Here is a 26501-nt window from a genome sequence, read left to right on the forward strand (position 1 = left end):
TCATCTTCGGGGGTAGAGCACTGTTTCGGCTAGGGGGTCATCCCGACTTACCAACCCGATGCAAACTACGAATACCGAAGAATGTTATCACGGGAGACACACGGCGGGTGCTAACGTCCGTCGTGAAGAGGGAAACAACCCAGACCGCCAGCTAAGGTCCCAAAGTCATGGTTAAGTGGGAAACGATGTGGGAAGGCACAGACAGCCAGGATGTTGGCTTAGAAGCAGCCATCATTTAAAGAAAGCGTAATAGCTCACTGGTCGAGTCGGCCTGCGCGGAAGATGTAACGGGGCTAAACCATGCACCGAAGCTGCGGCAGCGACACGATGTGTTGTTGGGTAGGGGAGCGTTCTGTAAGCCTGCGAAGGTGACCTGTGAGGGTTGCTGGAGGTATCAGAAGTGCGAATGCTGACATAAGTAACGATAAAGCGGGTGAAAAGCCCGCTCGCCGGAAGACCAAGGGTTCCTGTCCAACGTTAATCGGGGCAGGGTGAGTCGACCCCTAAGGCGAGGCCGAAAGGCGTAGTCGATGGGAAACAGGTTAATATTCCTGTACTTGGTGTTACTGCGAAGGGGGGACGGAGAAGGCTATGTTAGCCGGGCGACGGTTGTCCCGGTTTAAGCATGTAGGCTGGTTATCCAGGCAAATCCGGATAATCAAGGCTGAGGTGTGATGACGAGGCACTACGGTGCTGAAGTAACAAATGCCCTGCTTCCAGGAAAAGCCTCTAAGCATCAGGTAACATCAAATCGTACCCCAAACCGACACAGGTGGTCAGGTAGAGAATACCAAGGCGCTTGAGAGAACTCGGGTGAAGGAACTAGGCAAAATGGTGCCGTAACTTCGGGAGAAGGCACGCTGGTGTGTAGGTGAAGTCCCTGCGGATGGAGCTGAGACCAGTCGAAGATACCAGCTGGCTGCAACTGTTTATTAAAAACACAGCACTGTGCAAACACGAAAGTGGACGTATACGGTGTGACGCCTGCCCGGTGCCGGAAGGTTAATTGATGGGGTTATCCGTAAGGAGAAGCTCTTGATCGAAGCCCCGGTAAACGGCGGCCGTAACTATAACGGTCCTAAGGTAGCGAAATTCCTTGTCGGGTAAGTTCCGACCTGCACGAATGGCGTAATGATGGCCAGGCTGTCTCCACCCGAGACTCAGTGAAATTGAACTCGCTGTGAAGATGCAGTGTACCCGCGGCAAGACGGAAAGACCCCGTGAACCTTTACTATAGCTTGACACTGAACATTGAGCCTTGATGTGTAGGATAGGTGGGAGGCTTTGAAGCGTGGACGCCAGTCTGCGTGGAGCCAACCTTGAAATACCACCCTTTAATGTTTGATGTTCTAACGTGGGCCCCTAATCGGGGTTGCGGACAGTGTCTGGTGGGTAGTTTGACTGGGGCGGTCTCCTCCCAAAGCGTAACGGAGGAGCACGAAGGTTAGCTAATCCTGGTCGGACATCAGGAGGTTAGTGCAATGGCATAAGCTAGCTTGACTGCGAGCGTGACGGCGCGAGCAGGTGCGAAAGCAGGTCATAGTGATCCGGTGGTTCTGAATGGAAGGGCCATCGCTCAACGGATAAAAGGTACTCCGGGGATAACAGGCTGATACCGCCCAAGAGTTCATATCGACGGCGGTGTTTGGCACCTCGATGTCGGCTCATCACATCCTGGGGCTGAAGTAGGTCCCAAGGGTATGGCTGTTCGCCATTTAAAGTGGTACGCGAGCTGGGTTTAGAACGTCGTGAGACAGTTCGGTCCCTATCTGCCGTGGGCGCTGGAGAATTGAGGGGGGCTGCTCCTAGTACGAGAGGACCGGAGTGGACGCATCACTGGTGTTCGGGTTGTCATGCCAATGGCACTGCCCGGTAGCTAAATGCGGAAGAGATAAGTGCTGAAAGCATCTAAGCACGAAACTTGCCCCGAGATGAGTTCTCCCTGAGACTTTAAGTCTCCTGAAGGAACGTTGAAGACGACGACGTTGATAGGCCGGGTGTGTAAGCGCAGCGATGCGTTGAGCTAACCGGTACTAATGAACCGTGAGGCTTAACCTTACAACGCCGAAGATGTTTTGGCGGATTGAGAGAAGATTTTCAGCTTAGATTCAGAGTTGAGTACGCAATAATTTGCGCAGCAGCAAGGCGACAAGCGAAGGAAAGGAAGGAGCATACTGAAGTATGTGACTGACTTTGCGAGCGCAGGCAACGCAGCTGATGCGATAAAGAATTGCGTACTGAGCACAAAGAATTTGCCTGGCGGCACTAGCGCGGTGGTCCCACCTGACCCCATGCCGAACTCAGAAGTGAAACGCCGTAGCGCCGATGGTAGTGTGGGGTCTCCCCATGTGAGAGTAGGGAACTGCCAGGCATCAAATAAAGCAGAAAGCTCAGTCGAAAGACTGAGCTTTTTGTTTTTGCGTTTAAAAAGAACCCCGTCCCGAAAGGTGCGGGGTTTTTTGCTGTGTGGGGTACGCCTCCCCGCTGGCGCTGCGCTTACCGGGGCTACGGATCCGTAGCCCGGACAAGGTGCGCAGCACCGCCTCCGGGGAAAATCCCGCCATACCCGCACCATTATCTTCATTCAAAGCAACATAAAACCCCGTCATGGCAAACCCTTCGCCATAATCCACTTTTTCCTTGCCTCTGCGCTGGCGTTGATCGCGAAAACCGTGCTTGCGAAAAAAAATGTGAATGCAATCACATATAAAGATATAACAATTATATAACATTTAGTTTACTAACTAATTTGTCTGCGTGACGTGGTACGCCCGACAAGACAGACTGCAGTCTTTGCTGGAGCAATATAACAATGACAGAGAGTAGCATTACCGAACGGGCCGCGCCGGAGCAGGCCGATACCCGTCGTCGTATTTGGGCAATTGTTGGCGCTTCCTCGGGAAATCTGGTTGAGTGGTTTGATTTTTATGTCTACTCATTCTGCTCGCTCTATTTTGCCCATATCTTCTTTCCCTCCGGAAATACCACCACTCAACTTTTACAAACGGCAGGCGTATTCGCCGCCGGATTTCTGATGCGTCCTATCGGTGGGTGGCTGTTTGGTCGGATCGCCGACCGCCGCGGACGTAAAGCTTCCATGCTTATTTCGGTCTGTATGATGTGCTTTGGTTCACTGGTGATTGCCTGCCTGCCGGGCTACGCGGTCATCGGCACCTGGGCTCCGGCGCTGCTGCTGTTGGCCCGTCTGTTTCAGGGGCTGTCGGTCGGTGGAGAATATGGCACCAGCGCGACCTATATGAGTGAAGTGGCGATTGAAGGAAAGAAAGGCTTCTATGCCTCTTTCCAGTACGTCACGTTAATTGGCGGTCAACTGCTGGCGGTATTAGTGGTCGTGGCGCTCCAGCAGGTGCTGAGCGACGAAGATTTGCATGCCTGGGGATGGCGTATTCCTTTTGCTCTCGGGGCAGTACTGGCTATCGTCGCGCTGTGGCTGCGTCGCCAGCTGGACGAAACCTCGAAGCAGGAGACCCGGGCGCTGAAAGAGGCTGGCTCATTTAAAGGGTTGTGGCGTAATCGCCGGGCTTTCGTGATGGTGTTGGGCTTTACTGCCGCCGGATCGCTGACCTTCTATACCTTTACTACCTATATGCAAAAGTATCTGGTCAACACGGCGGGCATGACGGCCAGCACCGCCAGCGTGATCATGACCGCGGCGCTGTTCGTTTATATGCTGGTTCAACCGCTGTTCGGCGCCTTTTCGGATAAAGTTGGCCGCCGTACCTCCATGCTGTGCTTTGGCGTGCTGGCGACATTATTTACCGTGCCTATCCTGAGCGCCTTGCAAAAAGTGAGCTCACCCTATGCTGCCTTCGGCCTGGTGATCTGCGCCTTGCTGATTGTCAGTTTCTATACCTCGATCAGCGGCATCCTGAAGGCCGAGATGTTCCCGGCGCAGGTTCGCGCGCTTGGGGTAGGGCTGTCCTATGCCGTCGCGAATGCCCTGTTTGGCGGCTCGGCGGAATATGTCGCGCTGTCGCTGAAATCGGCGGGGATAGAGCACGCGTTCTACTGGTACGTGACGGTGATGGCGGCCATCGCCTTCCTGGTCTCCCTGATGCTGCATCGCAAAGGCAAAGGCCTGCGTCTTTAGCCGTTACTGGTGCGCCAGTTGCCAAACAGCGTAGCCGGTGGTCGCGCCGGCTACATCCCAGGCGAAATCCTTCCAGCTCCAGCCGCTGCCTGCCGGGCGGCTGTCCCAAAGCTCTTTTGAGGCGCCGAGGCTGACGGAAAACATCAGGCCGATAGCAGCGCTGCGGTCCCGGCTGTAACCCTGATGTTGCGCATATTCATTGCCGGCGGCAGACAGCATCGCCGAGGCCAGAAAATGCTGGGCTTTGTCCTGACCGGACCATGCATCATTTGCCATGTGGCTGCAGCCCGTTAACATCAGCGAAGCAATCACGATTATCGTACGCATAGCGCTTCCAGAAAAAAGCCCCGTCGAGGCGGGGCTGATTGTCAGAGAATACGGCTGATCAGCCGGTCAATGCGGATCCGCCGCAGTCGGCGGATCAGTTTACGCACTTTCACCGGATAGTCGGCAATACTTTGCAGATCCCGATAATGTTTCACCACCGTGGTGTGGGTGCGGATGAGCTTCAGCTCTTTCTCCCGCATGGCTCCCAGCTGCTGCTTTGGATCGTGGATCAGAATGGCATTTTCCAGATCGAGTCGCCAGGCGCGCGGGTTAAGGTTGTTGCCGGTGAGCAGCATCCACTCGTCGTCAACCCACATACCCTTCAGGTGGTAGCTGTTATCGTCATCCTTCCACAGGCGGACGATCAGCTGATCGGTATTCACATAATACTGCAGCCGGCTGAGGAAACGCCGCAGGTTGATCTCATACAGATAAGGAAGCGCGCCGATGATTTTAAACGGCTGATCTTCCGGAATATAGAAATCGTTAGCGGTTTTATCGCCGACAATAATCTCCACCTGTTTACCATCGCGCAGCAGCTGGATGATATTTCTTACCAGCACGGCAGGAAGGTTGAAGTAGGGGGTGCAGATCGTTAACTTGTGCTCGGCACAGGGCATCAGGTGAAAGATAGTTTTGTTCAGCAGGCTGGATTTCCCCAGGCCTACCAGCGGGGTGACGGAGAGTTCTTCGTCACCGGCGGTGCCGACAAAATGGTAGCTGCGGTCGCGCAGCTCCTGACGGTACTGGCGAATATCGTTTTTGATTTCCGGACTTTTTGGCCGATCCGGTCTGTCGAGACGATTCACGCCGCGTCCCTGAACCAGATTATTGTCGACCCAGTCGAACATGACGTCCGCCATTTTGCCGTTACGGATGCACTGATAGCGGTCATAGCGGTACTTATCATGCTGATGCAGATAAACATCGTTCAGGCTGGCGCCGCTGTAGAGGACGCAGTCATCGATAATAAAGCCTTTGAAATGGAGAACGCCGAGCGCCTCCCGGGTGTTAATCGGCACGCCGTAAACGGGGATCTCTACGCCCGGATTTTCATTGGCCATCCGACAATACCAGTCAGCATTGGTGTTGGAGGCGGCGGCGCCGATACGGCCACGTTGAGCGCGGTGCCAGTCAACGAGGACGCGAACATCCAGTTGCGGACGCTGACGTTTGGCGTCATAAAGGGCCTGCAAAATTCCTTTTCCGCCATCATCTTGCTCCAGGTAGAGCGCAATAATGCATATACGCTGAGTGGCGTTGGCAATCCGGGTCAGTAACGCTTCCCTGAAATCCGCAGGGGCGTAAAAGAACTCTACATCATCAACTGACTGAGAAAGCTTAGGGAGTTGGGCAAGGTGTTGTTGATGTTTATTACGCTTAAATTTTGACAACATCACAGTGCGTTTCTTCTCTGTTTATTGAAGGGTCTTCTGTACCATGCAGACGACGTAAGCGGGCAATAATACCATTACTACCCGCTAATGTGGTCAACAATTGCGGTCAGCGTCGCGCGATTATCCCTGATTCAGGGGCAGCGACAGACTGACAATCCCATCTTCCAGCTGAATATCAACGGTGAATCCCAGCTTTCTGGCGAGGCCGATCATGCCTCGGTTATTCGGCATCGTAATCCCATTCAGCCGTTGCAGGCCATGGCTTTGCGTATAGGCGATCAGCTTTTCCAGCAGCCTTCGCCCCAGGCCTAACCCTTTCAAATCTGAACGGACCAGCACAGCAAACTCGGCATCAATATTGTCAGGGTCGGAGATCGCCCGCGTCACGCCGAGGATCTCGCTCTGTTCCGCGGTGGTCCTGACGGCGACGAACGCCATTTCTCGATCGTAGTCGATCTGGGTCATATTGGCTAAGTCGTCATGGGTAAATTCGTTGATCTCACTAAAATAGCGATAATAGAGATCTTCTTTGGTGACCTGAGCGATAAACGCGAGCAACTGCGGTTCATCTTCCGGAAGGATCGGCCGGAACAGACAGCGATCGCCATTTTTCATCACCACCCACTCCTCCAGCTGGTGCGGATAGGGACGAATAGCGAGACGGCTTTCACTGTCGCCGCTAAAGGGAGCAAGCCCCAGGGTAACGTCCAGCGCCGTAAACTCATTGCCGGAGGCGAGCAGGGGGTGAATATCCAGCCGCTGGATCTCCGGGCAGTCGACGATCAGGTTCGAGACCTGAACCAGCAGCTGGCTTAAGCCTGCGATATCCAGCGGTCGCAATGCGCTGCGGCCGCGGATCTTCTTATTTTTGATCGCCTGGATCACCAGATAACGCGCCAGGTTCATATTCAGCGGCGGCAGCGCCACAGCGGCCTGGTCCTCGGCCCGCCACTCCACGCCGCCTTCGCCCAGCATAATCAACGGGCCGAAGAGGGGATCGTGCTCAACCACCACTCTCAGCTCCTGGGCGCCGGCGCGATTGGCCATACTCTGCACCAGCAGGCCATGAATGCGCGCCTGGGGCCAGGCCAGCCTGACGCGATCGATCATCGCATCCGCTGCCTGCTGTACTTCTGCCGCGGTACGCAGATACAACATGACCCCCTGTACTTCTGATTTGTGCGGAATATCCGGGGAACGCAGCTTCAACGCAACCGGATAGCCTATCTGCTCAGCGATATGCACCGCTTCCGCGCTGTCAGCGGCGATCCAGGTTGGCAGTGTGTGGATACCGTAGGCCCGGAGCACCGGGCTGACCTCGTGGGTATCCAGCGTGGTGGCGCCGTCATCTATCGCTTGCTGGAGCAGAGCATGCGCTTCGCTGGTATTGGCGGTTAACGAGTCCGGCAGCACTGGAGTCTCGCGCAGCTGTTTCTGGTTACGGCGGTACTCGACCATATGCATAAAGGCGGTGATGGTGCCCTCCGGCGTACGGTAGGTGGGAAGGCCGGCATCGCTGAACAGCCGTCGCGCCTCCTGGGAAGAGAATTCGCCGCACCAGTTGGTCAGCACGGTGACATATTTGCCACGCGGATGGTGCTTCAGGGCGTCTATCAGCGCCAGGGCGCTCTCGGTGCCCGGCGCGGCGGCGCTGGGCGAGTGGATCACCAGCAGCGCGTCGTAGTCCTGGCTGTTAAGCAGAATATTCACCGCCCGCTGATAGTGTTCGCTGCTGGCGTCATCGCGTAGATCCAGTGGGTTGGCGATCTCAACGCCGCCCGGCAGCGCCTGGCGCAGGGCGTCGCGCGTCTCCTCGCTGAGGGTCGCCAGCTTACCGTTACGCAACCAAAGCTCATCCAGCGCCAGCGCCGCCGGCGCCGCGCCGTTGCTGACGATCATCAGTTTTTCACCGCGCAGCGGGCGCATATGGCTCAGGGTTTCTACGGCGGAGAACAGCTCATGGGTATCCTGGACCCGCAGCAGACCAGCACGCTGGATGGCCGCATCCCATGCCGGATCCATCCCTGAATTGACGTGCAACAGTTTCTGCGCCGCGGGACTACGGCCGCTTTTTATCACCAGGATTGGCTTGTTTCGCGAGGCGCTGCGCGCGGCGGAGACAAACCGGCGCGCGTCGCTGAGATGCTCAAGGTAAAGCAAAATGGCGCTGGTTTTGCTGTCGCGGGCCAGAAAGTCCAACAGGTCATCGACATCTATATCCAGGCTATCGCCCAGCGCGATGAAGTAGGAAAACCCCATCTCGCGCTGTTGCGCCCAGTCAAGGATGGTGTTGGAGACGGCGGCCGACTGCGAGATAAAGGCCAGTTTACCGCGGTGGATCGCGACCGGCGAAAAGCTGGCGTTCAGGCCTTGCCACGGCGCCAGCAGCCCCAGGCTGTTTGGGCCGAGCAGGCGCATCTGATAGCGTGCAGCGCATTCGAGCAGCGCCGGATACTGTTCCGGCTGCGAAGAGAGGATGATGCAGGTCTTGCAGCCTTTCTGCCCCAGGGCTTCGAGCAACTCGAGATTACGTCGCGCGTTGGTACAAAGCACCGCCAGATCCGGCGTAAACGGCAGCTTCTCGATGGTGGGCCACGCCAGCACCCCAAGCACCGCCTTCCAGGCGGGGGTCACCGGCAGTACCGGGCCATTGAAGCCGCCGGCTAGCAGGTTGCGCATCATGAGATAGCCAGCGCGCTGCGGCTTCATTGATGCGCCAATAACGGCGATGGATTTTGGTCGCAGCAGCGCTTCCAGGCCTCGTTGGCTCATACCGGTCTCCTTTCATCCCAGTGACCGAATGATTTTAAACGTTTTCCGCCTGGCCCGCTGTGATACTGCCCTTATGCTGGGTTTTTCCCGCCAGGTAGCGGGTCCGGAAGCGGGTGAAGTGTTCGCCAAGCGCTGCGGCGGCCGGCGCATCGCCCGCCAGATCCAGCAGGGCGATGGCCACTTCCGCGGTACAATATTGTCCGTCGGCGTGCGCCTCGCGCAGATGGTAGGCTGAGATGCGCGACAGATCGACGGAGATGATCGGCAGCGCGTCCAGATAAGGGCTCTTACGGAACATTTTACGCGCTTCGGTCCAGGTGCCGTCGAGCATGATAAACAGCGGCGGTTTGCCGGACGGTGGCGCGCTCAGGACCTGGCGCTCCGGTGCGGCGTAGGAGGCGGGGAACACCACCATCGGCTGGTAATCGGGATGGGCGACCAGATCGAGCAGCCCCTGCGGCGGCTCGGTTCTCGACCATTGATAAGCCTCGGTATTCGGCAGAATATCGGCGATGAGCCGGCCGGTGTTGCTGGGCTTCATCGGCTCCGTATCAAACATCACCAGGCAGAAACGGCTGGTGGCCTGCGCCGGCGTTAACGTGGCGCACAGGCACTGCTTGAGCGGCAGCAGACAGCGCTGGCAGCGGCGGATGCGGTTGCCGCGAGCAAGGAAAGGGCGGGTGGCTCGCGCGAGACGTTCGGCGCGCAGGCGAAGGACAGCGTTATCAGTCATGGGAGTCGCTAGTGAAAAACGCTATTGTCGCAGAGGCGAAAACGGGGCACAAGCGGTGCCCCGGAGGGATTACTGCTGTCCGGCTTCGTTCAGCCAGCTATCAAATGGCGCTTTTGGCACCGCGCCATTGAGCATGTCGATCACTTCGCCATTTTTGAACATCATAATGGTCGGGATGCTGCGGATACGAAACCGTGCGCTAAGCTCACGTTCCGCTTCGGTGTTAACTTTCACAAAACGCATCTTCCCGCTACGCTCTTCCGCGACGTCCTCAAAGATCGGCGCGAAGCTGCGGCAGGGACCGCACCATGGCGCCCAGAAATCGACAACGACCGGCAGATCGTCCTTTAAGAGTTTATCCAGCGTTGCCCCGGTCGCGTTGATGACGTCGCCATCAAAAAGATCGTGACCGCAGCGTCCGCACTTTGCGCCATCCGCGCTACGATCGTCCGGGAGGCGGTTCAGAGCCTGACAACTGGCACAAACGGTATTCATAACTAACCTCTGGTTATGGGTTGCAACGTGGCACGTGGCCGATATGTTTCTGTGATGTTACATATTATCGATTAAGTGTTATTTAAGGACAATGCGTTTTGTTCGATGAGTGCAATAGAGGCCGTCTTTTAAACGAAATCATGGCGAAGCGATGACACATCGGGTAATCTGCGCGCTTCGCGCAGCGCAGGTGGAGAAAATTGATGAGCGACGAACTGAAAAATAAAAGCGGCAAGGTCAAAGTGATGTATGTCCGCAGTGATGATGATTCTGACAAACGCACCCATAACCCACGTACCGGGAAAGGGGGAGGTCGTCCAGGAAAATCTCGTGTTGACGGCCGCAGCCGCCCTGCGCGTGACGAACGAAACAGCCGCGGTGACGATCGTAAACGCGATGACCGCAAGCGTGATGAGCGCAAGCGCGATGATTTTAATCGTGACGATGCGTCCCCGTGGCGTACCGTTTCTCGCGCTCCTGGCGACGAGACGCCGGTAAAAGAAGATCACGGCGGGATCAGCGGGAAGAGCTTTATCGATCCGGAAGTACTGCGTCGCCAGCGTGCGGAAGAGACCCGCGTGTATGGTGAAAACGCCTGTCAGGCCCTGTTCCAGAGCCGACCGGAAGCCATTGTCCGCGCCTGGTTTATCCAGAGCGTGACGCCGCGCTTTAAAGAGGCGCTGCGCTGGATGGCGGCTAACCGTAAAGCCTATCATGTGGTTGATGAAGCCGAGCTGGCGAAAGCCTCCGGGACCGATCACCACGGCGGCGTCTGCTTCCTGATCAAAAAACGCCACGGTACGTCTGTTGCTCAGTGGGTCGCGAAGGCCGCAGAAGAAGATTGCGTTCTGGCGCTAGAGGACGTGGGTAACCCGCACAATCTCGGGGCGATCATGCGCAGCTGCGCGCACTTCGGCGTGAAGGGTGTTGTGGTTCAGGATGCCGGCGTGCTGGAGTCCGGCGCGGCGATCCGTACGGCGGAAGGCGGTGCGGAACATGTTGAACCGATCACCGGCGACAGCTTCATCGATACTCTGGATCAGTTCCGTCAGGCGGGCTACGCGATTGTCTCGACCTCCAGCCATAATGGTACCCCGCTGTTTAAAGCCGAGCTGCCGAAGAAAATGGTGCTGGTGTTAGGCCAGGAGCGCGATGGCCTGTCGGATGCAGCCATCTCCAGCGCGGACCTCAGCGTCGCCATCGATGGTACCGGCAATGTCGAAAGCCTGAACGTCTCTGTGGCGACCGGCGTCCTGCTGGCGGAATGGTGGCGTCAGAACAAGGCGTAATACCTGTCCCTGAATACAAAAGCCAGCTGATGCTGGCTTTTTTTATGGCTGTCGATCACTCGCTTTCGGCGGGAAGGACCGGCATCCAGTCAATCGGCGCTTCGCCGCGATCGGCCAGCCACTGATTGGTTTGCACGAAATGGTTGCTGCCAAAGAAGCCGCGATGCGCGGAGAGCGGTGAAGGGTGCGGCGCCTTCAGTACGCAGTGGCGCTGGCGATCGATAATCGCGCCTTTCTTCTGCGCATGGGAGCCCCACAGCAGAAAGACCACCCCCTCGCAGTGCTCATTGATTAACGCGATTACCTTATCGGTAAACGTCTCCCAGCCGAGGCTGGCGTGCGAGTGCGCCTGCCCGGCGCGGACGGTCAGGACCGTATTAAGCAGGAGCACCCCCTGGCGCGCCCAGCTTTCCAGGTAACCATGGGTAGGGCGGGTAAAGCCAGGGATAGTGGCCTCCAGCTCTTTGTACATATTCAGCAGCGAGGGCGGGATAGCGACGCCGGGGCGAACCGAGAACGCCAGACCGTGGGCTTGCCCCGGGCCGTGATAGGGGTCCTGACCGAGAATGACGACTTTGACATCGCCCAGTTCGGTAAAGCGAAACGCATTAAAGACATCTTTTTGCGGTGGATAGATGGTGATCCCGGACTGGCGCTCTTCGGCAACGGTCTTCAGAGTATTGAGAAAATAGGGTTGTTGCTTTTCATCCGCCAGCACGTCATGCCAGGTTAAAGGGGTGGTCATCTTGCTCTCCTGCAAAGGGTCATCGCTATAGCTTAACGGCTTCTTTCTACAGAACAAAATCGGCACGGCTTGACGCGGGCCTTTATGCAAAAAAATTGAAAATTTACAAAATTATTTATAGCGGCTTATAGCGTAACTTGATGTAAAACAATAAAATCCTTGCATACCCACTTAGAGTGAGTGGTTTTTGTTGATTTACATCAAAGAATGCCGAGGGTGCGGCTGATATATATACACTCATACAACAATGGTTTTACCAATTGGCCGCGAAGAGGCCAAAATCGAATAAACACTGCCTGGGAGGCATCAAATGATTACTGGTATCCAAATTACTAAAGCGGCAAACGACGACCTGCTGAACTCTTTCTGGCTGCTGGATAGCGAAAAAGGCGAAGCGCGTTGCCTGTGCGCCAAAGGTGGTTTTGCGGAAGATGACGTGGTGGCGGTCAGCAAACTGGGTGAAATCGAATACCGTGAAATCCCGGTAGACGTGAAACCAGAAGTTCGCGTGGAAGGCGGTCAACACCTGAACGTTAACGTGCTGCGTCGCGAAACCCTGCTGGACGCGGTTGAGCATCCGGAAAAATACCCGCAGCTGACCATTCGTGTTTCCGGCTACGCGGTACGCTTCAACTCCCTGACTCCGGAACAGCAGCGCGACGTTATCGCTCGTACCTTTACCGAAAGCCTGTAAAGCTAACGCCAGATGTGAAAACGCCGGGATATCCCGGCGTTTTTTTTACTCTTCGCTCGACGCTGATGGCGTCCCGGTCGCGCTTGGCTTCCGGCGCTTACCGATATTTTTCGTATCGCGGTGGCGCTTCTTCACCCGCGGCTTCTCTTTTTCTTTCTCTTTTTTCTCGGCGCGTTTCGCCAGCACTTTCTTCGATGGTTTACCGGTCAACTTCTCGCTTGGCGCGCGGGTTTTGGGTCGCAATTCATCAATCACGCGAGCTTTCAGCGGTTCTTCAACGTAGCGGCCGATCTTGCCCAGCAGCAGGTGATCGTGCGCTTCAACCAGCGAAATCGCGGTGCCTTTCTTACCTGCACGGCCGGTACGACCAATACGGTGCAGATAGATGTCGGCGGTGCGCGGCATATCGAAGTTAAAGACGTGGCTGACGTCCGGAATATCGATACCGCGGGCGGCGACGTCGGTGGCGATCAGCACGTTTACGCGGCCGTCGGTCAGACGCTTAATGGCTTCATTACGCTTGGCCTGCACCATCTCGCCTTCCAGCCAGCAGGTGTTAATCCCCGCTTCACGCAGCCAGTTGGCCAGCTCATGCACGCGCTCGCGCTTGCGCACAAAGACGATAGCGCGGGTAGCTTCCGGCTGTTGCAGCAGATTCACCAGCAGCCTGGTCTTATGTTCGATATCGTCCGCGCGATAGTACCATTGATGGATTTTCTTACGCTCGCGAGTCGACGGGGTAGCGGAAACTTCAACCGGCTCTTCCAGCAGGCGCTCAGCGAAGTCTTTGATCGCATCGCCTTCCAGCGTCGCGGAGAACAGCATGGTCTGCTTGCGCCAGCGGGTTTCACCAGCGATGGTTTCGATATCCTGCGCAAAGCCCATGTCCAGCATGCGGTCGGCTTCATCGAGGATCAGGGTCTCGACGGCGCGGCAGTCGAAGTTCTCTTCTTTTATATACTGCAGCAGGCGACCAGTGGTGGCGACCACGATGTCCTGGTTTTCGCTGAACACTTCCGCGTGGTTCATGTAGGCTACGCCGCCGGTAATGGTGGCGATATCCAGATGGGTATGCTTCGCCAGCTCGCGGGCGTGGTCAGCCACCTGCATCGCCAGCTCACGGGTCGGCGTCAGGATAAGAATACGCGGCGGGCCGGATTTCTTACGCGGGAAATCGAGCAGGTGCTGCAACGCTGGCAGCAGATACGCCGCCGTTTTACCGGTGCCGGTCGGCGCTGAACCGAGAATGTCACGGCCATCGAGCGCAGGCGGAATAGCGGCGGCCTGAATGGCTGTCGGGCGAGTGAAACCTTTATCCTGGAGGGCTTCCAGCAGGTTTTCATCGAGTTCAAGTTCGGAAAAAGTCGTTACAGTCATGTTCTACCTCTGAGTGGGCCGCCGATTATAGACGTTACTGACGTAATGTTCATCTGTTTGTAAGGCTATCTGTTCTCCGGTATTGTGCATAGCCTTACGTTCAGGAGTTTTTTGTCGGCAAGGTTATTGAGGATGTCTCAGTCGAAGTTTGCGCTGCCGCGCAATGGTTTTACCTTCAAACAGTTTTTTGTCGCCCACGATCGTTGCGCGATGAAGGTGGGTACCGACGGCATTTTGCTCGGCGCCTGGGCGCCGATTGCCGGGGTGAAACATGTGCTGGATATTGGCGCCGGCAGCGGCTTGCTGGCGCTAATGCTCGCGCAGCGTACCGGCGATGATGTGCGTGTCGATGCGGTCGAACTGGATGAGGAGGCCGCCGCCCAGGCGCAGGAAAATGCCCTTGCGTCGCCATGGGCTTCGCGGGTTGAGGTCTGTCAGGCCGATATTCATCAGTGGCAGCCGCCGCAGACCCGACGCTATCAACTGATAATCAGTAACCCGCCCTTTTTTGCGGAAGGGGTGCCTTGCGCCACCTCGCAGCGGGAGCAGGCGCGGTATACCACGACGCTCGATCACGCTTCTCTACTGACCTGTGCCGCTGAGCATATCACCGAAGAAGGCTTTTTTTGCGTGGTGCTGCCGGTCGATATCGGAAATGCGTTTATCGAACGGGCAACCGCGATGGGCTGGCACCTGCGACTGCGCACTGACGTGGCGGAGACCGAGCTGCGGCCGCCGCATCGGGTGCTGCTGGCTTTCTCCCCGACGGCGGGGGAGTGTTTCAGCGACAGGCTGGCGATCCGCGGGCCAGAGCAGCAGTATTCAGAAGGCTTTACCGCTCTGACCGAGGATTTTTATCTCTTTATGTGAGCCAGGGGCGACAATATCGACGGACCGCTGTTCGGCAGCGGCTGCGGATAGTCGAGGGTGTAATGCAGTCCCCGGCTCTCTTTGCGCAACATCGCGCAGCGTACGATAAGTTCCGCCACCTGCACCAGATTGCGCAGCTCCAGCAGATTATTCGAGACGCGGAAGCGGGCGTAATACTCATCCAGCTCCTGCTGCAGCATGGTAATGCGCCGCAGGGCGCGCTCCAGCCTGCGGGTGGTGCGCACAATCCCCACGTAATCCCACATCAGCAGGCGCAGCTCGTGCCAGTTATGCTGGATAACCACCAGTTCATCCGGGATCTCCACCTGACTTTCATCCCACGCCGGCAGGGTGCTGACCTTCTGGGCCAGCGGCAGGCGACGGGCAATATCTTCTGCGGCGGACCAGCCGTAAACCAGACACTCCAGCAGCGAATTCGAGGCCATACGGTTCGCGCCGTGCAGCCCGGTATAGCTGACTTCGCCGATGGCGTATAACCCATCGACGTCGGTGCGGCCATTATCATCCACCATCACGCCGCCGCAGGTGTAATGCGCGGCAGGGACGACCGGCACCGGATCTTTGGTTAAATCAATTCCCAGACCGAGCAGCTTTTCGTAAATCATCGGGAAGTGCTGGCGAACAAACGCCTCGGGTTTATGGCTGATATCAAGGAACATACAGTCAACGCCAAGGCGCTTCATCTCATGATCGATGGCGCGGGCGACGATATCGCGTGGGGCCAACTCGCCGCGTTCGTCAAAGTCCGGCATAAAGCGGGTGCCGTCCGGGCGTTTAAGGTGGGCGCCTTCGCCGCGCAGCGCTTCGGTCAGCAGGAAATTGCGCGCCTGCGGATGATACAGCGCGGTGGGGTGAAACTGGTTGAATTCCAGATTCGCCACCCGGCAGCCCGCCCGCCAGGCCATCGCGATACCGTCTCCGGAAGAGACGTCGGGGTTAGTGGTGTATTGATAAACCTTGGCGGCTCCGCCGGTGGCGAGCACCACCGCCTTCGCGCTGCAGGTTTCCACGCGCTCTTTATTGCGGTTCCAGATCCATGCCCCGACCACCCGGCGCGTGCCCGGCAGGCCAATCTTATCCGATACGATCAAGTCGACGGCATTGCTGCGCTCAAGGATGCGGATATTGGGATGGGCGAGGGCTTTATCGACCAGCGTCGTCTCCACCGCTTTGCCGGTAGCGTCGGCGGCGTGAAGAATGCGCCGATGGCTGTGGCCCCCTTCGCGCGTGAGATGATAGCTCTCTTCGCCATTGGCCTGGACCTGGGTGTCAAACAATACGCCCTGATCGATAAGCCACTGAACGCATGGCCTGGCGTTGCTGGCGACGAAGGTGACCGCATGGCGATCGCATAACCCTGCGCCGGCGATCAGGGTATCTTCGACATGGGATTCAATACTGTCGGTCTCGTCGAAGACGGCGGCAATCCCGCCCTGCGCATAGAACGTCGAACCTTCGCTGATCGGCCCTTTACTCAACACCGTCACCGAACTGTGCTTTGCCAGGCGCAGCGCAAGAGAGAGGCCGGCAGCGCCGCTGCCGATAATCAACACATCACAAGAGAAGTCAGGAGTGGTATTCATCGTCTTTGTTTAATTTACTAAACACATTTAGCTCACAATAGCACCAGCTCGTGAGGAATCGTACAATTTTTTTTAACGGGCGTTGTGACGGCTAAACAGCAGGCGAGCGGAAACGGTCTGGAGCACAGCGAAAATGAGACGCGTGGCAGGTTGATGGCATTGGATTTTATAGTGAAATAAACGCCGTGTTACGATACCCTTCAGACGGGCCTGCGCTTTTTCTTATTGACTAACCTATCGTTTAGCAACCGGGGCATATAATGATTGATAACGATCTGCCGCCGTTGCCAGACAAAAAACAAAAGCGTAACGGAACTTTATTGTTTTCATACACTCCAAGAGTCAGCTTGCTCATAATGCAGATTTTGGGTGGTGTTTTGAAGACGCATGGGAATTGGGTTTGGGGAGACATTACCTCGGATGAGCGAGCAGTTAACGGATCAGGTCCTTGTTGAACGGGTCCAGAAAGGAGATCAGAAAGCGTTTAATTTGCTGGTAGTGCGCTATCAGCATAAGGTCGCGAGCCTGGTTTCCCGCTATGTACCGCCGGGCGATATCGCTGACGTCGTTCAGGAATCGTTCGTTAAGGCATGGCGTGCGCTGGACTCTTTCCGGGGAGATAGCGCTTTTTACACCTGGTTATACCGTATCGCCGTCAATACGGCGAAGAATTATCTGGTTGCTCAGGGACGCCGTCCGCCGTCCAGCGATGTTGACGCCAACGAGGCGGAAAACTTCGAAAGCGGCGGGGCGTTGAAAGAAATTTCGAACCCTGAGAACTTAATGTTGTCAGAAGAACTGAGACAAATAGTTTTTCGTACCATTGAATCGCTTCCGGAAGATTTACGCATGGCAATTACGTTACGGGAGCTGGATGGCCTAAGCTATGAAGAGATAGCCGCTATCATGGATTGTCCGGTTGGGACGGTGCGTTCGCGTATCTTCCGGGCGCGAGAAGCTATTGATAATAAAGTTCAACCGCTTATCAGGCGTTGACGATAGCGGAATACTGGAAAAGGGTATCAGGCATGCAGAAAGAAAAACTTTCGGCTTTAATGGATGGTGAAACGCTGGATAACGAACTGCTCAACGAGCTGAGTCGTTCTTCTGAGATGCAAAAAACCTGGGAGAGTTATCACCTTATCCGCGATACGCTGCGTGGCGATACCGCAGAGGTGCTGCAATTTGATATCTCCGCCCGGGTGATGGCCGCCATTGAAAATGAGCCCGTTCGTCAGACGGCGCCGCTTATTCCTGAATCTCAGCCCGCACCGCACCAGTGGCGGCAGATGCCGTTCTGGAACAAAGTGCGTCCGTGGGCCAGCTCACTGACCCAGATGGGCGTTGCCGCCTGCGTATCGCTTGCGGTTATCGTCGGCGTCCAGCACTATAATGGGCAGTCTGATGCCGCTCAGCAGCCAGAGGCGCCGGTGTTCAATACGCTGCCGATGATGGGTAAAGCGAGCCCGGTAAGCCTTGGCGTACCGGCTGACGTATCAGCAGGTAGCGGCCAGCAGGCTCAGGTCCAGGAACAGCGTCGGCGGATTAACGCCATGCTGCAGGACTACGAACTGCAGCGCCGCCTGCACGCTGAGCAGCTTCAGTTTGGCCAGGCCCAGACTCAACAGGCCGCAGTCCAGGTGCCGGGTTATCAAACTTTAGGAACGCAATCGCAGTAATGAAGCAACTTTGGTGTGCCATGTCGCTCATGGCAGGCAGTCTGTTGTTCTCTGTCAACGCCTCGGCTGATACATCGTCCGGGGCGTTGTTGCAGCAGATGAACCTGGCCAGCCAGTCCCTCAATTATGAGCTGTCTTTCGTCAGCATCAGCAAACAAGGCGTTGAGTCGCTGCGCTATCGTCACGCGCGACTGAACAATCAACCGCTGGCGCAGCTTCTGCAGCTGGACGGTCCGCGCCGGGAAGTGGTCCTGCGCGGTACGGAAATCAGCTATTTTGAACCCGGCCTCGATCCGTTCACCCTGAACGGCGACTATATCGTCGATTCGCTGCCGTCGTTGGTTTACAGCGATTTCAAACGTCTCAGCGCAGCCTATGATTTTATCTCCGTGGGCCGTACCCGTATCGCCGACCGCCTCTGCGACGTGATCCGCGTCGTGGCTCGCGACGGCACGCGCTATAGCTTTATCGCCTGGCTGGACGCTGAGACCAAGCTGCCGCTGCGCGTCGATTTGCTCGACCGCGACGGTGAAACGCTGGAGCAGTTCCGGGTCGTCTCTTTCAACGTTGGCGATAACGTCAGCGCCAGCATGGAGACGCTGGCGAAAGCGAATTTGCCGCCGCAGCTGTCGGTGCCTGAAGGGGGCGACAAAGCCAACTTCAACTGGGCGCCAACGTGGCTCCCGCAGGGCATGACTGAGGTCTCCAGCAGCCAGCGTCGTCTGCCCACCTTTGATGGTCCGGTAGAATCACGTCTCTATTCCGACGGCTTGTTCAGCTTCTCGATCAATATCAACCGCGCCACCGCGGCCAGCAGCGACCAGCTGTTGCGCACCGGCCGACGCACCGTCAGCACGACGGTACGCGATAACGCGGAGATCACCGTGGTGGGCGAACTGCCGCCGCAGACGGCGAAGCGTATCTCAGACAGCATTAAATTCAAGGCAGTACAATGATCAAAGAGTGGGCCACCGTGGTTTCCTGGCATAACGGCGTGGCGCAGGTGCACTGCGACGTTAAAGCCTCCTGCAGCAGTTGCGCCTCCCGCGCCGGCTGCGGCAGCCGGGTATTAAACAAGCTGGGGCCGCAGACCAGCCATACCATCAGCGTGCCCTGCGAGCAGCCGTTGACGGCGGGGCAAAAAGTGGAGCTGGGGATCGCCGAGAGCAGTCTGCTGGGTTCGGCGCTGTTGGTCTACATGGCGCCGCTGGTGGGTCTGTTTGTGATGGCGTCGATTTTCCAGGTGCTGTTTGCCAGCGATATCGCTTCGCTGTGCGGCGCGCTGCTGGGCGGCGTCGGCGGGTTTCTGGTGGCGCGCGGTCTGTCGCCGCAGCTGGCAGCGCGCCAGTCGTGGCAGCCGGTGATTCTGAGCGTCGCGTTGCCGCCGGATCTGGTGCGTATCGAAACGCCTTCCTCCGACATGGGTCAGTGATTTCACTGGCCCTTATCTTTATTTACCCTTCCTGTTACAACGCCACAATTTCTGCGGTTATGCTGGATCTAACAGCATTTCCTGGTTTCAAGGATGTAGTGTAGAATGCGGCGTTTTCGGATTAAAAAACGTCAGGCACAGTACAGCGGCCTCATGATACTCGTAAGGCATAATTAACTCTAAATATGAAGAATATACGTAACTTTTCGATCATCGCTCACATCGACCACGGTAAGTCGACGCTGTCTGACCGTATCATCCAGATTTGCGGTGGCCTTTCTGATCGTGAAATGGAAGCCCAGGTTCTGGACTCCATGGATCTTGAGCGCGAACGCGGGATCACCATCAAGGCGCAGAGCGTCACCCTGGACTATAAGGCCAACGACGGTGAGACCTATCAGCTGAACTTTATCGACACCCCGGGCCACGTGGACTTCTCTTATGAAGTTTCCCGTTCCCTCGCCGCGTGCGAAGGCGCGCTGCTGGTGGTTGACGCCGGGCAGGGCGTAGAAGCCCAGACCTTGGCCAACTGCTACACCGCGATGGAGATGGACCTGGAGGTCGTTCCGGTACTCAACAAGATCGACCTGCCTGCGGCCGACCCTGAGCGCGTAGCGGACGAAATTGAAGATATCGTCGGGATCGACGCCCACGACGCGGTGCGCTGCTCGGCGAAAACCGGCGTCGGCGTGACCGAGGTGCTGGAGCGTCTGGTGCGCGATATTCCGCCGCCGGAAGGCGATCCGGACGCGCCGCTGCAGGCGCTGATTATCGACTCCTGGTTCGATAACTACCTCGGCGTGGTGTCGCTGGTACGAATTAAAAACGGCACCATGCGCAAGGGCGACAAGATCAAGGTCATGAGCACCGGCCAGGTCTATAACGCCGACCGTCTGGGCATCTTCACGCCGAAACAGGTTGACCGTACCGAGCTGAAATGCGGCGAGGTAGGTTGGCTGGTCTGCGCGATCAAAGACATCCTTGGCGCGCCGGTGGGCGATACCCTGACCGCCGCCCGCAACCCGGCAGACAAAGCGCTGCCTGGCTTTAAGAAGGTGAAACCGCAGGTGTATGCCGGCCTGTTCCCGGTAAGCTCCGATGATTATGAAGCTTTCCGCGACGCGCTGGGCAAACTGAGCCTCAACGACGCCTCTCTGTTCTACGAGCCGGAAAGTTCTACCGCGCTGGGCTTCGGCTTCCGCTGCGGCTTCCTCGGTCTGCTGCACATGGAGATCATTCAGGAGCGTCTGGAGCGTGAATACGATCTTGACCTCATCACCACCGCGCCGACGGTAGTTTACGAAGTGGAGACCACCTCCAAAGAAGTTATCTACGTCGACAGCCCGTCCAAGCTGCCGCCGCTGAATAATATTCAGGAGCTGCGTGAGCCGATCGCCGAGTGTCACATGCTGTTGCCGCAGGAGTTCCTCGGCAACGTGATCACCCTGTGCGTGGAGAAGCGTGGCGTGCAGACCAACATGGTTTACCACGGTAAACAGGTGGCGCTGACCTACGAAATCCCGATGGCGGAAGTGGTGCTCGACTTCTTCGACCGTCTGAAGTCTACCTCCCGCGGCTATGCGTCGCTGGACTACAACTTCAAACGCTTCCAGGCGTCGAACATGGTACGCGTCGATGTGCTGATCAACGGCGAGCGCGTCGATGCGCTGGCGCTGATCACCCACAACGATAACGCGCCGTATCGCGGCCGCGAGCTGGTGGAAAAGATGAAAGATCTTATTCCGCGTCAACAGTTCGACATCGCGATTCAGGCGGCCATCGGCAACCACATCATCGCGCGCTCTACCGTGAAACAGCTGCGTAAAAACGTGCTGGCGAAATGCTACGGCGGTGACGTCAGCCGTAAGAAAAAGCTGCTGCAAAAGCAGAAAGAAGGTAAGAAGCGTATGAAGCAGGTCGGTAACGTTGAACTGCCGCAGGAAGCGTTCCTCGCCATTCTGCACGTTGGTAAAGACGGCAAATAACCCTAAGGAGTTGGCATGGCGAACATGTTTGCCCTGATCCTGGTGATTGCAACCCTGGTGACGGGCGTTTTATGGTGCCTGGACAAGTTCATTTTTGCACCGAAACGTCGTGAGCGTCAGGCCGCTGCTCAGGCAGCGACCGGCGAGCAACTGGACAAAAAGACGTTGAAGAAAGTCGGCCCGAAACCGGGCTGGCTGGAAACCGGCGCATCGGTTTTCCCGGTGCTGGCGATCGTTCTGGTGGTACGTTCATTCATTTATGAGCCGTTCCAGATCCCGTCAGGTTCGATGATGCCGACTCTGCTGATTGGCGATTTCATCCTGGTGGAGAAATTTGCCTACGGCATTAAAGATCCTATCTACCAGAAAACGCTGATCGAGACGGGTCATCCGAAGCGCGGCGACATCGTGGTGTTTAAATATCCGGAAGACCCGCGCCTGGACTACATCAAGCGCGCGGTGGGGCTCCCGGGGGATAAAGTCACCTACGATCCGATTGCCAAGCAGGTCACTATTCAGCCGGGCTGCAGCTCCGGACAGGCCTGCGGCAACGCGCTGCCGGTGACTTACTCCAACGTGGAGCCGAGCGATTTCGTTCAGACCTTCTCCCGCAGCAACGGCGGCGAAGCGAGCAGCGGTTTCTGGCAGCTGCCGAAGGGTGAAACCAAAGCCGACGGCATTCGCCTCACCGAGCGTCAGGAGACGCTGGGCGACGTCACGCATCGTATTCTGATGGTGCCGATTGCTCAGGATCAGGCTGGCATGTATTACCATCAGAGCGGTCTGCCGCTGGCCACCTGGATTGTGCCGCCGGGTCAGTACTTCATGATGGGCGACAACCGGGATAACAGCGCCGACAGCCGTTACTGGGGCTTTGTGCCGGAAGCAAACCTGGTCGGGAAGGCCACCGCTATCTGGATGAGTTTTGAAAAGCAGGAAGGTGAATGGCCGACCGGCGTGCGGTTATCGCGCATTGGTGGAATTCATTAATTTCATCTGCTGAATTCACGCCGCTGCTGTTATCGCAGCGGCGCGAATTATTTAGTATTTAAATCCATTCAAACTAACGACATCCCGTGTCGTTGCGTATAGAATATCCCCCCGAAGTTTTTGGTTGTCGCTCTGCCGGGTGACACTGCACACGAAAGCGTATTGGTCTGTTTCAACTTACTGTTTGAAGCGTATGCTCAGGTCGGTTTCGTGTGCTGCATCTTTGACGCATTCATTTATTGGTAACGCATGAACCCCATCGTAATTAATCGGCTTCAACGAAAGCTGGGCTACACTTTTCATCATCAGGAGCTGTTGCAACAGGCATTAACTCACCGCAGTGCCAGCAGCAAACATAATGAGCGCCTGGAATTTTTAGGCGACTCCATTTTAAGTTTCGTGATCGCTAATGCGCTGTATCATCGCTTTCCTCGCGTGGATGAAGGCGACATGAGCCGTATGCGCGCGACGCTGGTGCGCGGCAACACGCTGGCGGAAATCGCCCGCGAGTTTGAACTGGGCGAATGCTTGCGCCTCGGGCCGGGCGAACTGAAAAGCGGCGGTTTCCGTCGTGAATCGATTCTCGCGGACACCGTTGAAGCGTTAATTGGCGGGGTTTTCCTCGACAGCGATATTCAGAACGTTGAACGCTTAATCCTCTCCTGGTACCAGACTCGTCTGGACGAAATCAGCCCGGGCGATAAGCAAAAGGATCCGAAGACGCGTCTGCAGGAGTATCTGCAGGGTCGTCATCTGCCGCTGCCGTCCTACTTGGTAGTCCAGGTGCGCGGCGAAGCGCACGATCAGGAATTTACCATCCACTGCCAGGTCAGTGGCCTGAGTGAACCGGTGGTTGGCACAGGTTCCAGCCGTCGTAAGGCGGAGCAGGCTGCCGCCGAACAGGCGCTGAAAAAGCTGGAGCTGGAATGAGCGAAGAAAAAAGTTATTGTGGGTTTGTCGCCATCGTGGGTCGTCCAAACGTTGGCAAATCCACGCTGTTGAATAAGCTGCTTGGGCAGAAGATCTCGATCACCTCCCGTAAAGCGCAGACCACCCGTCACCGCATCGTCGGCATCCATACCGAAGGGCCGTATCAGGCGATTTACGTCGATACCCCGGGCCTGCATATGGAAGAAAAGCGCGCCATTAACCGCTTAATGAACAAAGCGGCCAGCAGCTCTATTGGCGATGTTGAGCTGGTCATCTTCGTGGTGGAAGGCACCCGCTGGACGCAGGACGACGAGATGGTGCTCAACAAGCTGCGCGACGCGAAAGCGCCGGTGATCCTCGCGGTCAACAAAGTGGATAACGTGCAGGAAAAAGCGGATCTGTTACCGCACCTGCAGTTCCTCGCCAGCCAGATGAACTTCCTCGATATCGTGCCGATGTCGGCGGAAACGGGGACCAACGTCGACACCATTGCGTCGATCGTGCGTAAGCATCTGCCGGAAGCGATCCACCACTTCCCGGAAGATTATATTACCGATCGTTCCCAGCGCTTTATGGCTTCCGAAATCATCCGTGAAAAACTGATGCGTTTCCTCGGCGCTGAGCTACCGTACTCCGTCACCGTGGAAATCGAACGTTTCGTGACCAACGAGCGTGGCGGTTACGACATCAACGGCCTGATCCTTGTCGAGCGTGAAGGGCAGAAGAAGATGGTGATTGGCAACAAAGGCGCCAAAATCAAAACCATCGGCATCGAAGCGCGTAAGGACATGCAGGAGATGTTTGAAGCGCCGGTGCACCTCGAGCTGTGGGTCAAAGTGAAATCCGGCTGGGCCGATGACGAGCGCGCCCTGCGCAGTCTCGGTTATGTTGACGACCTCTGAGTTAACGCAACGTGGATGGATGGCAGCGCGCCTTTGTCCTGCATAGCCGACCGTGGAGCGAAACCAGCCTGATGCTGGACGTCTTCACGGAAGAATCCGGTCGCGTGCGCCTGGTTGCCAAGGGCGCACGCTCCAAACGCTCGAATCTTAAAGGCGCTTTACAGCCCTTTACCCCCTTGCTGGTTCGCTTCGGCGGCCGCGGCGAAGTCAAAACCCTGAGCAGCGCGGAAGCTGTCTCGCTGGCGCTGCCGCTCAGCGGCATCACCCTCTACAGCGGTCTTTACGTTAACGAGCTTATCTCCCGCGTGCTTGAGCACGAAACGCGCTTCTCCGAACTCTTTTTTGACTACCTGCACTGCATTCAGGCGCTCGCCGGGGCCAGCGGCTCGCCGGAGCCTGCGCTGCGGCGCTTTGAGCTGGCGCTGCTCGGACACCTGGGCTATGGCGTGGATTTTCTCCACTGTGCCGGGAGCGGCGAGCCGGTGGACGACACCATGACCTACCGCTATCGCGAAGAAAAAGGCTTTATTGCCAGCCTGGTGATTGATAACAACACGTTTACCGGGCACCATTTGAAAGCGTTGGCGAGTCGCGAGTTTCCTGATGTTGATACGTTGCGCGCCGCGAAGCGCTTTACCCGTATCGCCCTGAAGCCCTATCTCGGCGGCAAACCGCTCAAGAGCCGGGAATTGTTTCGCCAGTTTATGCCCGCGCGAAAGGCGCGAGCGGATAATACGAATAATGATTAACGAGGATTGTCATGGCTGAATTACTGTTAGGGGTCAATATTGACCATATCGCGACCTTGCGTAACGCCCGCGGCACCGCTTACCCGGATCCGGTTCAGGCGGCTTTCATTGCCGAACAGGCCGGCGCCGACGGCATAACCGTGCATCTGCGCGAAGACCGCCGCCATATCACCGATCGCGATGTGCGTATCCTGCGCCAGACGCTGCACACCCGTATGAACCTTGAAATGGCGGTCACCGAAGAGATGCTGACGATCGCCTGCGAAACCAAACCGCATTTCTGCTGCCTGGTGCCGGAGAAGCGTCAGGAAGTGACCACCGAAGGCGGACTGGACGTGGCCGGCCAGCGCGACAAGATGCGTGATGCCTGTCAACGCCTGGCGGATGCTGGCATCCAGGTCTCCCTGTTTATCGATGCGGATGAAGCGCAGATCAAAGCGGCAGCTGACGTTGGCGCGCCCTATATCGAAATCCACACCGGCTGCTATGCCGATGCTAAAACCGACGCCGAGCAGGCGAAGGAGCTGGAACGTATTGCCAAAGCGGCCACTTACGCCGCCAGCCTCGGCCTGAAGGTCAATGCGGGTCACGGTCTGACCTATCACAACGTGAAAGCGATTGCTGCGCTGCCGGAAATGCATGAGCTGAATATCGGCCACGCGATTATTGGCCGGGCGGTAATGAGCGGCCTGAAAGAGGCGGTGGCGGAAATGAAACGTCTGATGCTGGAAGCGCGCGGCTAATGGCCATCCTCGGGCTGGGTACCGACATCGTCGAGATCGCCCGCATCGAGGCGGTGATCGCCCGCAGCGGCGATCGCCTTGCCCGCCGGGTGCTGAGCGACCATGAATGGAGCATCTGGGAGCAGCACCAGCAGCCGGTGCGTTTCCTGGCGAAACGCTTTGCGGTCAAGGAAGCGGCGGCGAAAGCGCTGGGGACCGGGATCCGCAACGGGTTGGCCTTTAATCAGTTCGAAGTTTACAACGATGAGCTGGGCAAGCCGAAGCTGCGGCTATGGGGTGAGGCGCAACGGCTGGCGGAACGACTGGGGGTGAGCCATATTCATGTCACGCTCGCCGATGAGCGCCATTACGCCTGCGCCACGGTGATTGTCGAAAGCTAAGCCGGGAAGCGGTTAAATTTTATCCGCGTGGTGCATCAGGACGAATTTATCCCACAGCTGTTCTTCATTCTCGACGTGTGCCGGATCTTTCAGAATGGTATTTGGGATCGGGCACACCTTCTGGCAGGTGGGCGTGTCGTAATGGCCCACGCATTCGGTGCAGCGGTCGCTGTTAATTTCATAAATGCTGTCACCCATCGAAATGGCCTCATTAGGGCACTCCGGCTCGCACATATCGCAGTTGATGCATTTTTTGGTAATTAACAGCGCCATCAGGAAAATCTCAGAAACAACACA

25 protein-coding genes and 2 rRNA genes are annotated in these 26501 nt (G+C 56.9%); 17 read left to right on the plus strand and 10 right to left on the minus strand.

What is annotated here, in order from left to right; all coding sequences use genetic code 11:
* Positions 1 to 2058 (plus strand): 23S ribosomal RNA (locus ABLV54_RS21140); the annotation flags it as partial.
* Positions 2059 to 2255: 197 nt separating this feature from the next.
* A 5S ribosomal RNA gene (rrf, locus tag ABLV54_RS21145) occupies positions 2256 to 2371 on the plus strand.
* Between the two features lie 52 nt (positions 2372 to 2423).
* On the opposite strand, the gene ABLV54_RS21150 is transcribed toward rrf, so the two are convergent.
* A complete protein-coding gene (locus tag ABLV54_RS21150) occupies positions 2424 to 2732 on the minus strand; it encodes a hypothetical protein (protein ID WP_192242940.1) in 309 nt (102 codons plus the stop codon).
* Between the two features lie 80 nt (positions 2733 to 2812).
* Between ABLV54_RS21150 and ABLV54_RS21155 the strand changes: the two genes are divergently transcribed.
* The gene (locus ABLV54_RS21155; RefSeq protein ID WP_023290679.1) at positions 2813 to 4111 is read left to right on the plus strand and encodes an MFS transporter; all 1299 of its coding nucleotides are present in this window, start codon (positions 2813 to 2815) and stop codon (positions 4109 to 4111) included.
* A gap of 3 nt (positions 4112 to 4114) precedes the next feature.
* Here the strand turns inward: ABLV54_RS21155 and ABLV54_RS21160 are convergent, their stop codons facing one another.
* From ABLV54_RS21160 to trxC, 5 genes are all read right to left on the minus strand, one after another.
* On the minus strand, positions 4115 to 4438 hold the full coding sequence (locus tag ABLV54_RS21160; RefSeq protein ID WP_004201811.1) for a YfiM family lipoprotein: 324 nt from the start codon (positions 4436 to 4438) through the stop codon (positions 4115 to 4117).
* Between the two features lie 41 nt (positions 4439 to 4479).
* Positions 4480 to 5835 carry a CDP-diacylglycerol--serine O-phosphatidyltransferase gene (gene pssA / locus ABLV54_RS21165; RefSeq protein WP_023290677.1) on the minus strand — a complete coding sequence of 452 codons (1356 nt, stop codon included), beginning with the start codon at positions 5833 to 5835 and terminating at the stop codon, positions 4480 to 4482.
* Positions 5836 to 5955: 120 nt separating this feature from the next.
* Positions 5956 to 8607, minus strand: a complete 2652-nt coding sequence (pat, locus tag ABLV54_RS21170; protein ID WP_049013875.1) for a protein lysine acetyltransferase — start codon at positions 8605 to 8607, stop codon at positions 5956 to 5958.
* A gap of 34 nt (positions 8608 to 8641) precedes the next feature.
* Positions 8642 to 9340, minus strand: a complete 699-nt coding sequence (gene tapT / locus ABLV54_RS21175; RefSeq protein ID WP_044524370.1) for a tRNA-uridine aminocarboxypropyltransferase — start codon at positions 9338 to 9340, stop codon at positions 8642 to 8644.
* Between the two features lie 69 nt (positions 9341 to 9409).
* Positions 9410 to 9835, minus strand: coding sequence for a thioredoxin TrxC (gene trxC / locus ABLV54_RS21180; RefSeq protein WP_002914091.1), 426 nt, complete (start codon positions 9833 to 9835; stop codon positions 9410 to 9412).
* Between the two features lie 203 nt (positions 9836 to 10038).
* On the opposite strand from trxC, the gene ABLV54_RS21185 reads away from it, so the two are divergent.
* Complete coding sequence (locus tag ABLV54_RS21185) at positions 10039 to 11124, plus strand: tRNA/rRNA methyltransferase (RefSeq protein ID WP_023290674.1); 1086 nt, start codon at positions 10039 to 10041, stop codon at positions 11122 to 11124.
* A 55-nt stretch (positions 11125 to 11179) separates the two neighbouring features.
* Here the strand turns inward: ABLV54_RS21185 and ung are convergent, their stop codons facing one another.
* Positions 11180 to 11869 (minus strand): uracil-DNA glycosylase, encoded by a 690-nt coding sequence (ung, locus tag ABLV54_RS21190; protein WP_023290673.1) that lies wholly within the window; start codon positions 11867 to 11869, stop codon positions 11180 to 11182.
* A 310-nt stretch (positions 11870 to 12179) separates the two neighbouring features.
* Here ung and grcA point away from each other — a divergent pair, with 310 nt between their 5' ends.
* Entirely contained in the window at positions 12180 to 12563 is a 384-nt protein-coding gene (grcA, locus tag ABLV54_RS21195) for an autonomous glycyl radical cofactor GrcA (protein ID WP_002914084.1), read from the plus strand.
* Positions 12564 to 12608: 45 nt separating this feature from the next.
* Here grcA and srmB read toward each other — a convergent pair whose 3' ends face one another.
* Entirely contained in the window at positions 12609 to 13940 is a 1332-nt protein-coding gene (srmB, locus tag ABLV54_RS21200) for an ATP-dependent RNA helicase SrmB (RefSeq protein ID WP_032453738.1), read from the minus strand.
* 132 nt (positions 13941 to 14072) lie between these two features.
* On the opposite strand from srmB, the gene ABLV54_RS21205 reads away from it, so the two are divergent.
* Positions 14073 to 14810, plus strand: a complete 738-nt coding sequence (locus ABLV54_RS21205) for a tRNA1(Val) (adenine(37)-N6)-methyltransferase (RefSeq protein ID WP_049013876.1) — start codon at positions 14073 to 14075, stop codon at positions 14808 to 14810.
* On the opposite strand, the gene nadB is transcribed toward ABLV54_RS21205, so the two are convergent.
* The gene (nadB, locus tag ABLV54_RS21210) at positions 14795 to 16414 is read right to left on the minus strand and encodes an L-aspartate oxidase (RefSeq protein WP_101881292.1); all 1620 of its coding nucleotides are present in this window, start codon (positions 16412 to 16414) and stop codon (positions 14795 to 14797) included. The two genes, ABLV54_RS21205 and nadB, sit on opposite strands and share 16 nt — an antisense overlap.
* Before the next feature lie 420 nt (positions 16415 to 16834).
* Here nadB and rpoE point away from each other — a divergent pair, with 420 nt between their 5' ends.
* The 11 genes from rpoE to acpS all read left to right on the plus strand — a co-directional run bounded on the left by rpoE (position 16835) and on the right by acpS (position 26204).
* On the plus strand, positions 16835 to 17410 hold the full coding sequence (rpoE, locus tag ABLV54_RS21215) for an RNA polymerase sigma factor RpoE (protein ID WP_002914074.1): 576 nt from the start codon (positions 16835 to 16837) through the stop codon (positions 17408 to 17410).
* 32 nt (positions 17411 to 17442) lie between these two features.
* Positions 17443 to 18093, plus strand: coding sequence for an anti-sigma-E factor RseA (gene rseA, locus ABLV54_RS21220; RefSeq protein ID WP_032453736.1), 651 nt, complete (start codon positions 17443 to 17445; stop codon positions 18091 to 18093).
* Complete coding sequence (rseB, locus tag ABLV54_RS21225) at positions 18093 to 19049, plus strand: sigma-E factor regulatory protein RseB (protein ID WP_004201821.1); 957 nt, start codon at positions 18093 to 18095, stop codon at positions 19047 to 19049. Before rseA ends, rseB begins: the two co-directional genes overlap by 1 nt.
* Complete coding sequence (gene rseC, locus ABLV54_RS21230; protein ID WP_004201822.1) at positions 19046 to 19525, plus strand: SoxR-reducing system protein RseC; 480 nt, start codon at positions 19046 to 19048, stop codon at positions 19523 to 19525. Before rseB ends, rseC begins: the two co-directional genes overlap by 4 nt.
* A gap of 185 nt (positions 19526 to 19710) precedes the next feature.
* A complete protein-coding gene (gene lepA, locus ABLV54_RS21235) occupies positions 19711 to 21510 on the plus strand; it encodes a translation elongation factor 4 (RefSeq protein ID WP_023290668.1) in 1800 nt (599 codons plus the stop codon).
* A gap of 15 nt (positions 21511 to 21525) precedes the next feature.
* A complete protein-coding gene (gene lepB / locus ABLV54_RS21240; protein WP_004201827.1) occupies positions 21526 to 22500 on the plus strand; it encodes a signal peptidase I in 975 nt (324 codons plus the stop codon).
* A gap of 249 nt (positions 22501 to 22749) precedes the next feature.
* On the plus strand, positions 22750 to 23430 hold the full coding sequence (gene rnc, locus ABLV54_RS21245) for a ribonuclease III (RefSeq protein WP_002914065.1): 681 nt from the start codon (positions 22750 to 22752) through the stop codon (positions 23428 to 23430).
* Entirely contained in the window at positions 23427 to 24332 is a 906-nt protein-coding gene (gene era / locus ABLV54_RS21250) for a GTPase Era (protein WP_023290667.1), read from the plus strand. Before rnc ends, era begins: the two co-directional genes overlap by 4 nt.
* 11 nt (positions 24333 to 24343) lie before the next feature.
* The gene (gene recO / locus ABLV54_RS21255) at positions 24344 to 25081 is read left to right on the plus strand and encodes a DNA repair protein RecO (RefSeq protein ID WP_101881293.1); all 738 of its coding nucleotides are present in this window, start codon (positions 24344 to 24346) and stop codon (positions 25079 to 25081) included.
* 11 nt (positions 25082 to 25092) lie between these two features.
* On the plus strand, positions 25093 to 25824 hold the full coding sequence (gene pdxJ / locus ABLV54_RS21260) for a pyridoxine 5'-phosphate synthase (RefSeq protein ID WP_023290666.1): 732 nt from the start codon (positions 25093 to 25095) through the stop codon (positions 25822 to 25824).
* Entirely contained in the window at positions 25824 to 26204 is a 381-nt protein-coding gene (gene acpS, locus ABLV54_RS21265) for a holo-ACP synthase (RefSeq protein WP_004201835.1), read from the plus strand. Before pdxJ ends, acpS begins: the two co-directional genes overlap by 1 nt.
* 12 nt (positions 26205 to 26216) lie before the next feature.
* Here acpS and ABLV54_RS21270 read toward each other — a convergent pair whose 3' ends face one another.
* Positions 26217 to 26477 (minus strand): YfhL family 4Fe-4S dicluster ferredoxin, encoded by a 261-nt coding sequence (locus ABLV54_RS21270; protein ID WP_023290665.1) that lies wholly within the window; start codon positions 26475 to 26477, stop codon positions 26217 to 26219.
* Between the last annotated feature and the right edge of the window lie 24 nt (positions 26478 to 26501).

It is taken from the genome of Klebsiella sp. JB_Kp042 (genome assembly GCF_040065275.1).
GTDB lineage: Bacteria > Pseudomonadota > Gammaproteobacteria > Enterobacterales > Enterobacteriaceae > Klebsiella > Klebsiella quasipneumoniae.

Coding starts and splice junctions, on each gene's coding strand:
- era (WP_023290667.1), top strand. CDS start 23,427: ATGAGCGAAGAAAAAAGTTATTGTGGGTTTGTCGCCATCGTGGGTCGT.
- ABLV54_RS21270 (WP_023290665.1), bottom strand. CDS start 26,477: ATGGCGCTGTTAATTACCAAAAAATGCATCAACTGCGATATGTGCGAG.
- rseA (WP_032453736.1), top strand. CDS start 17,443: ATGCAGAAAGAAAAACTTTCGGCTTTAATGGATGGTGAAACGCTGGAT.
- ung (WP_023290673.1), bottom strand. CDS start 11,869: ATGACCACCCCTTTAACCTGGCATGACGTGCTGGCGGATGAAAAGCAA.
- ABLV54_RS21205 (WP_049013876.1), top strand. CDS start 14,073: ATGTCTCAGTCGAAGTTTGCGCTGCCGCGCAATGGTTTTACCTTCAAA.
- rpoE (WP_002914074.1), top strand. CDS start 16,835: ATGAGCGAGCAGTTAACGGATCAGGTCCTTGTTGAACGGGTCCAGAAA.
- ABLV54_RS21150 (WP_192242940.1), bottom strand. CDS start 2,732: ATGTTATATAATTGTTATATCTTTATATGTGATTGCATTCACATTTTT.
- trxC (WP_002914091.1), bottom strand. CDS start 9,835: ATGAATACCGTTTGTGCCAGTTGTCAGGCTCTGAACCGCCTCCCGGAC.
- nadB (WP_101881292.1), bottom strand. CDS start 16,414: ATGAATACCACTCCTGACTTCTCTTGTGATGTGTTGATTATCGGCAGC.
- ABLV54_RS21155 (WP_023290679.1), top strand. CDS start 2,813: ATGACAGAGAGTAGCATTACCGAACGGGCCGCGCCGGAGCAGGCCGAT.
- pat (WP_049013875.1), bottom strand. CDS start 8,607: ATGAGCCAACGAGGCCTGGAAGCGCTGCTGCGACCAAAATCCATCGCC.
- ABLV54_RS21185 (WP_023290674.1), top strand. CDS start 10,039: ATGAGCGACGAACTGAAAAATAAAAGCGGCAAGGTCAAAGTGATGTAT.
- rseC (WP_004201822.1), top strand. CDS start 19,046: ATGATCAAAGAGTGGGCCACCGTGGTTTCCTGGCATAACGGCGTGGCG.
- rnc (WP_002914065.1), top strand. CDS start 22,750: ATGAACCCCATCGTAATTAATCGGCTTCAACGAAAGCTGGGCTACACT.
- srmB (WP_032453738.1), bottom strand. CDS start 13,940: ATGACTGTAACGACTTTTTCCGAACTTGAACTCGATGAAAACCTGCTG.
- grcA (WP_002914084.1), top strand. CDS start 12,180: ATGATTACTGGTATCCAAATTACTAAAGCGGCAAACGACGACCTGCTG.
- rseB (WP_004201821.1), top strand. CDS start 18,093: ATGAAGCAACTTTGGTGTGCCATGTCGCTCATGGCAGGCAGTCTGTTG.
- ABLV54_RS21160 (WP_004201811.1), bottom strand. CDS start 4,438: ATGCGTACGATAATCGTGATTGCTTCGCTGATGTTAACGGGCTGCAGC.
- pssA (WP_023290677.1), bottom strand. CDS start 5,835: ATGTTGTCAAAATTTAAGCGTAATAAACATCAACAACACCTTGCCCAA.
- pdxJ (WP_023290666.1), top strand. CDS start 25,093: ATGGCTGAATTACTGTTAGGGGTCAATATTGACCATATCGCGACCTTG.
- acpS (WP_004201835.1), top strand. CDS start 25,824: ATGGCCATCCTCGGGCTGGGTACCGACATCGTCGAGATCGCCCGCATC.
- tapT (WP_044524370.1), bottom strand. CDS start 9,340: ATGACTGATAACGCTGTCCTTCGCCTGCGCGCCGAACGTCTCGCGCGA.
- lepA (WP_023290668.1), top strand. CDS start 19,711: ATGAAGAATATACGTAACTTTTCGATCATCGCTCACATCGACCACGGT.
- lepB (WP_004201827.1), top strand. CDS start 21,526: ATGGCGAACATGTTTGCCCTGATCCTGGTGATTGCAACCCTGGTGACG.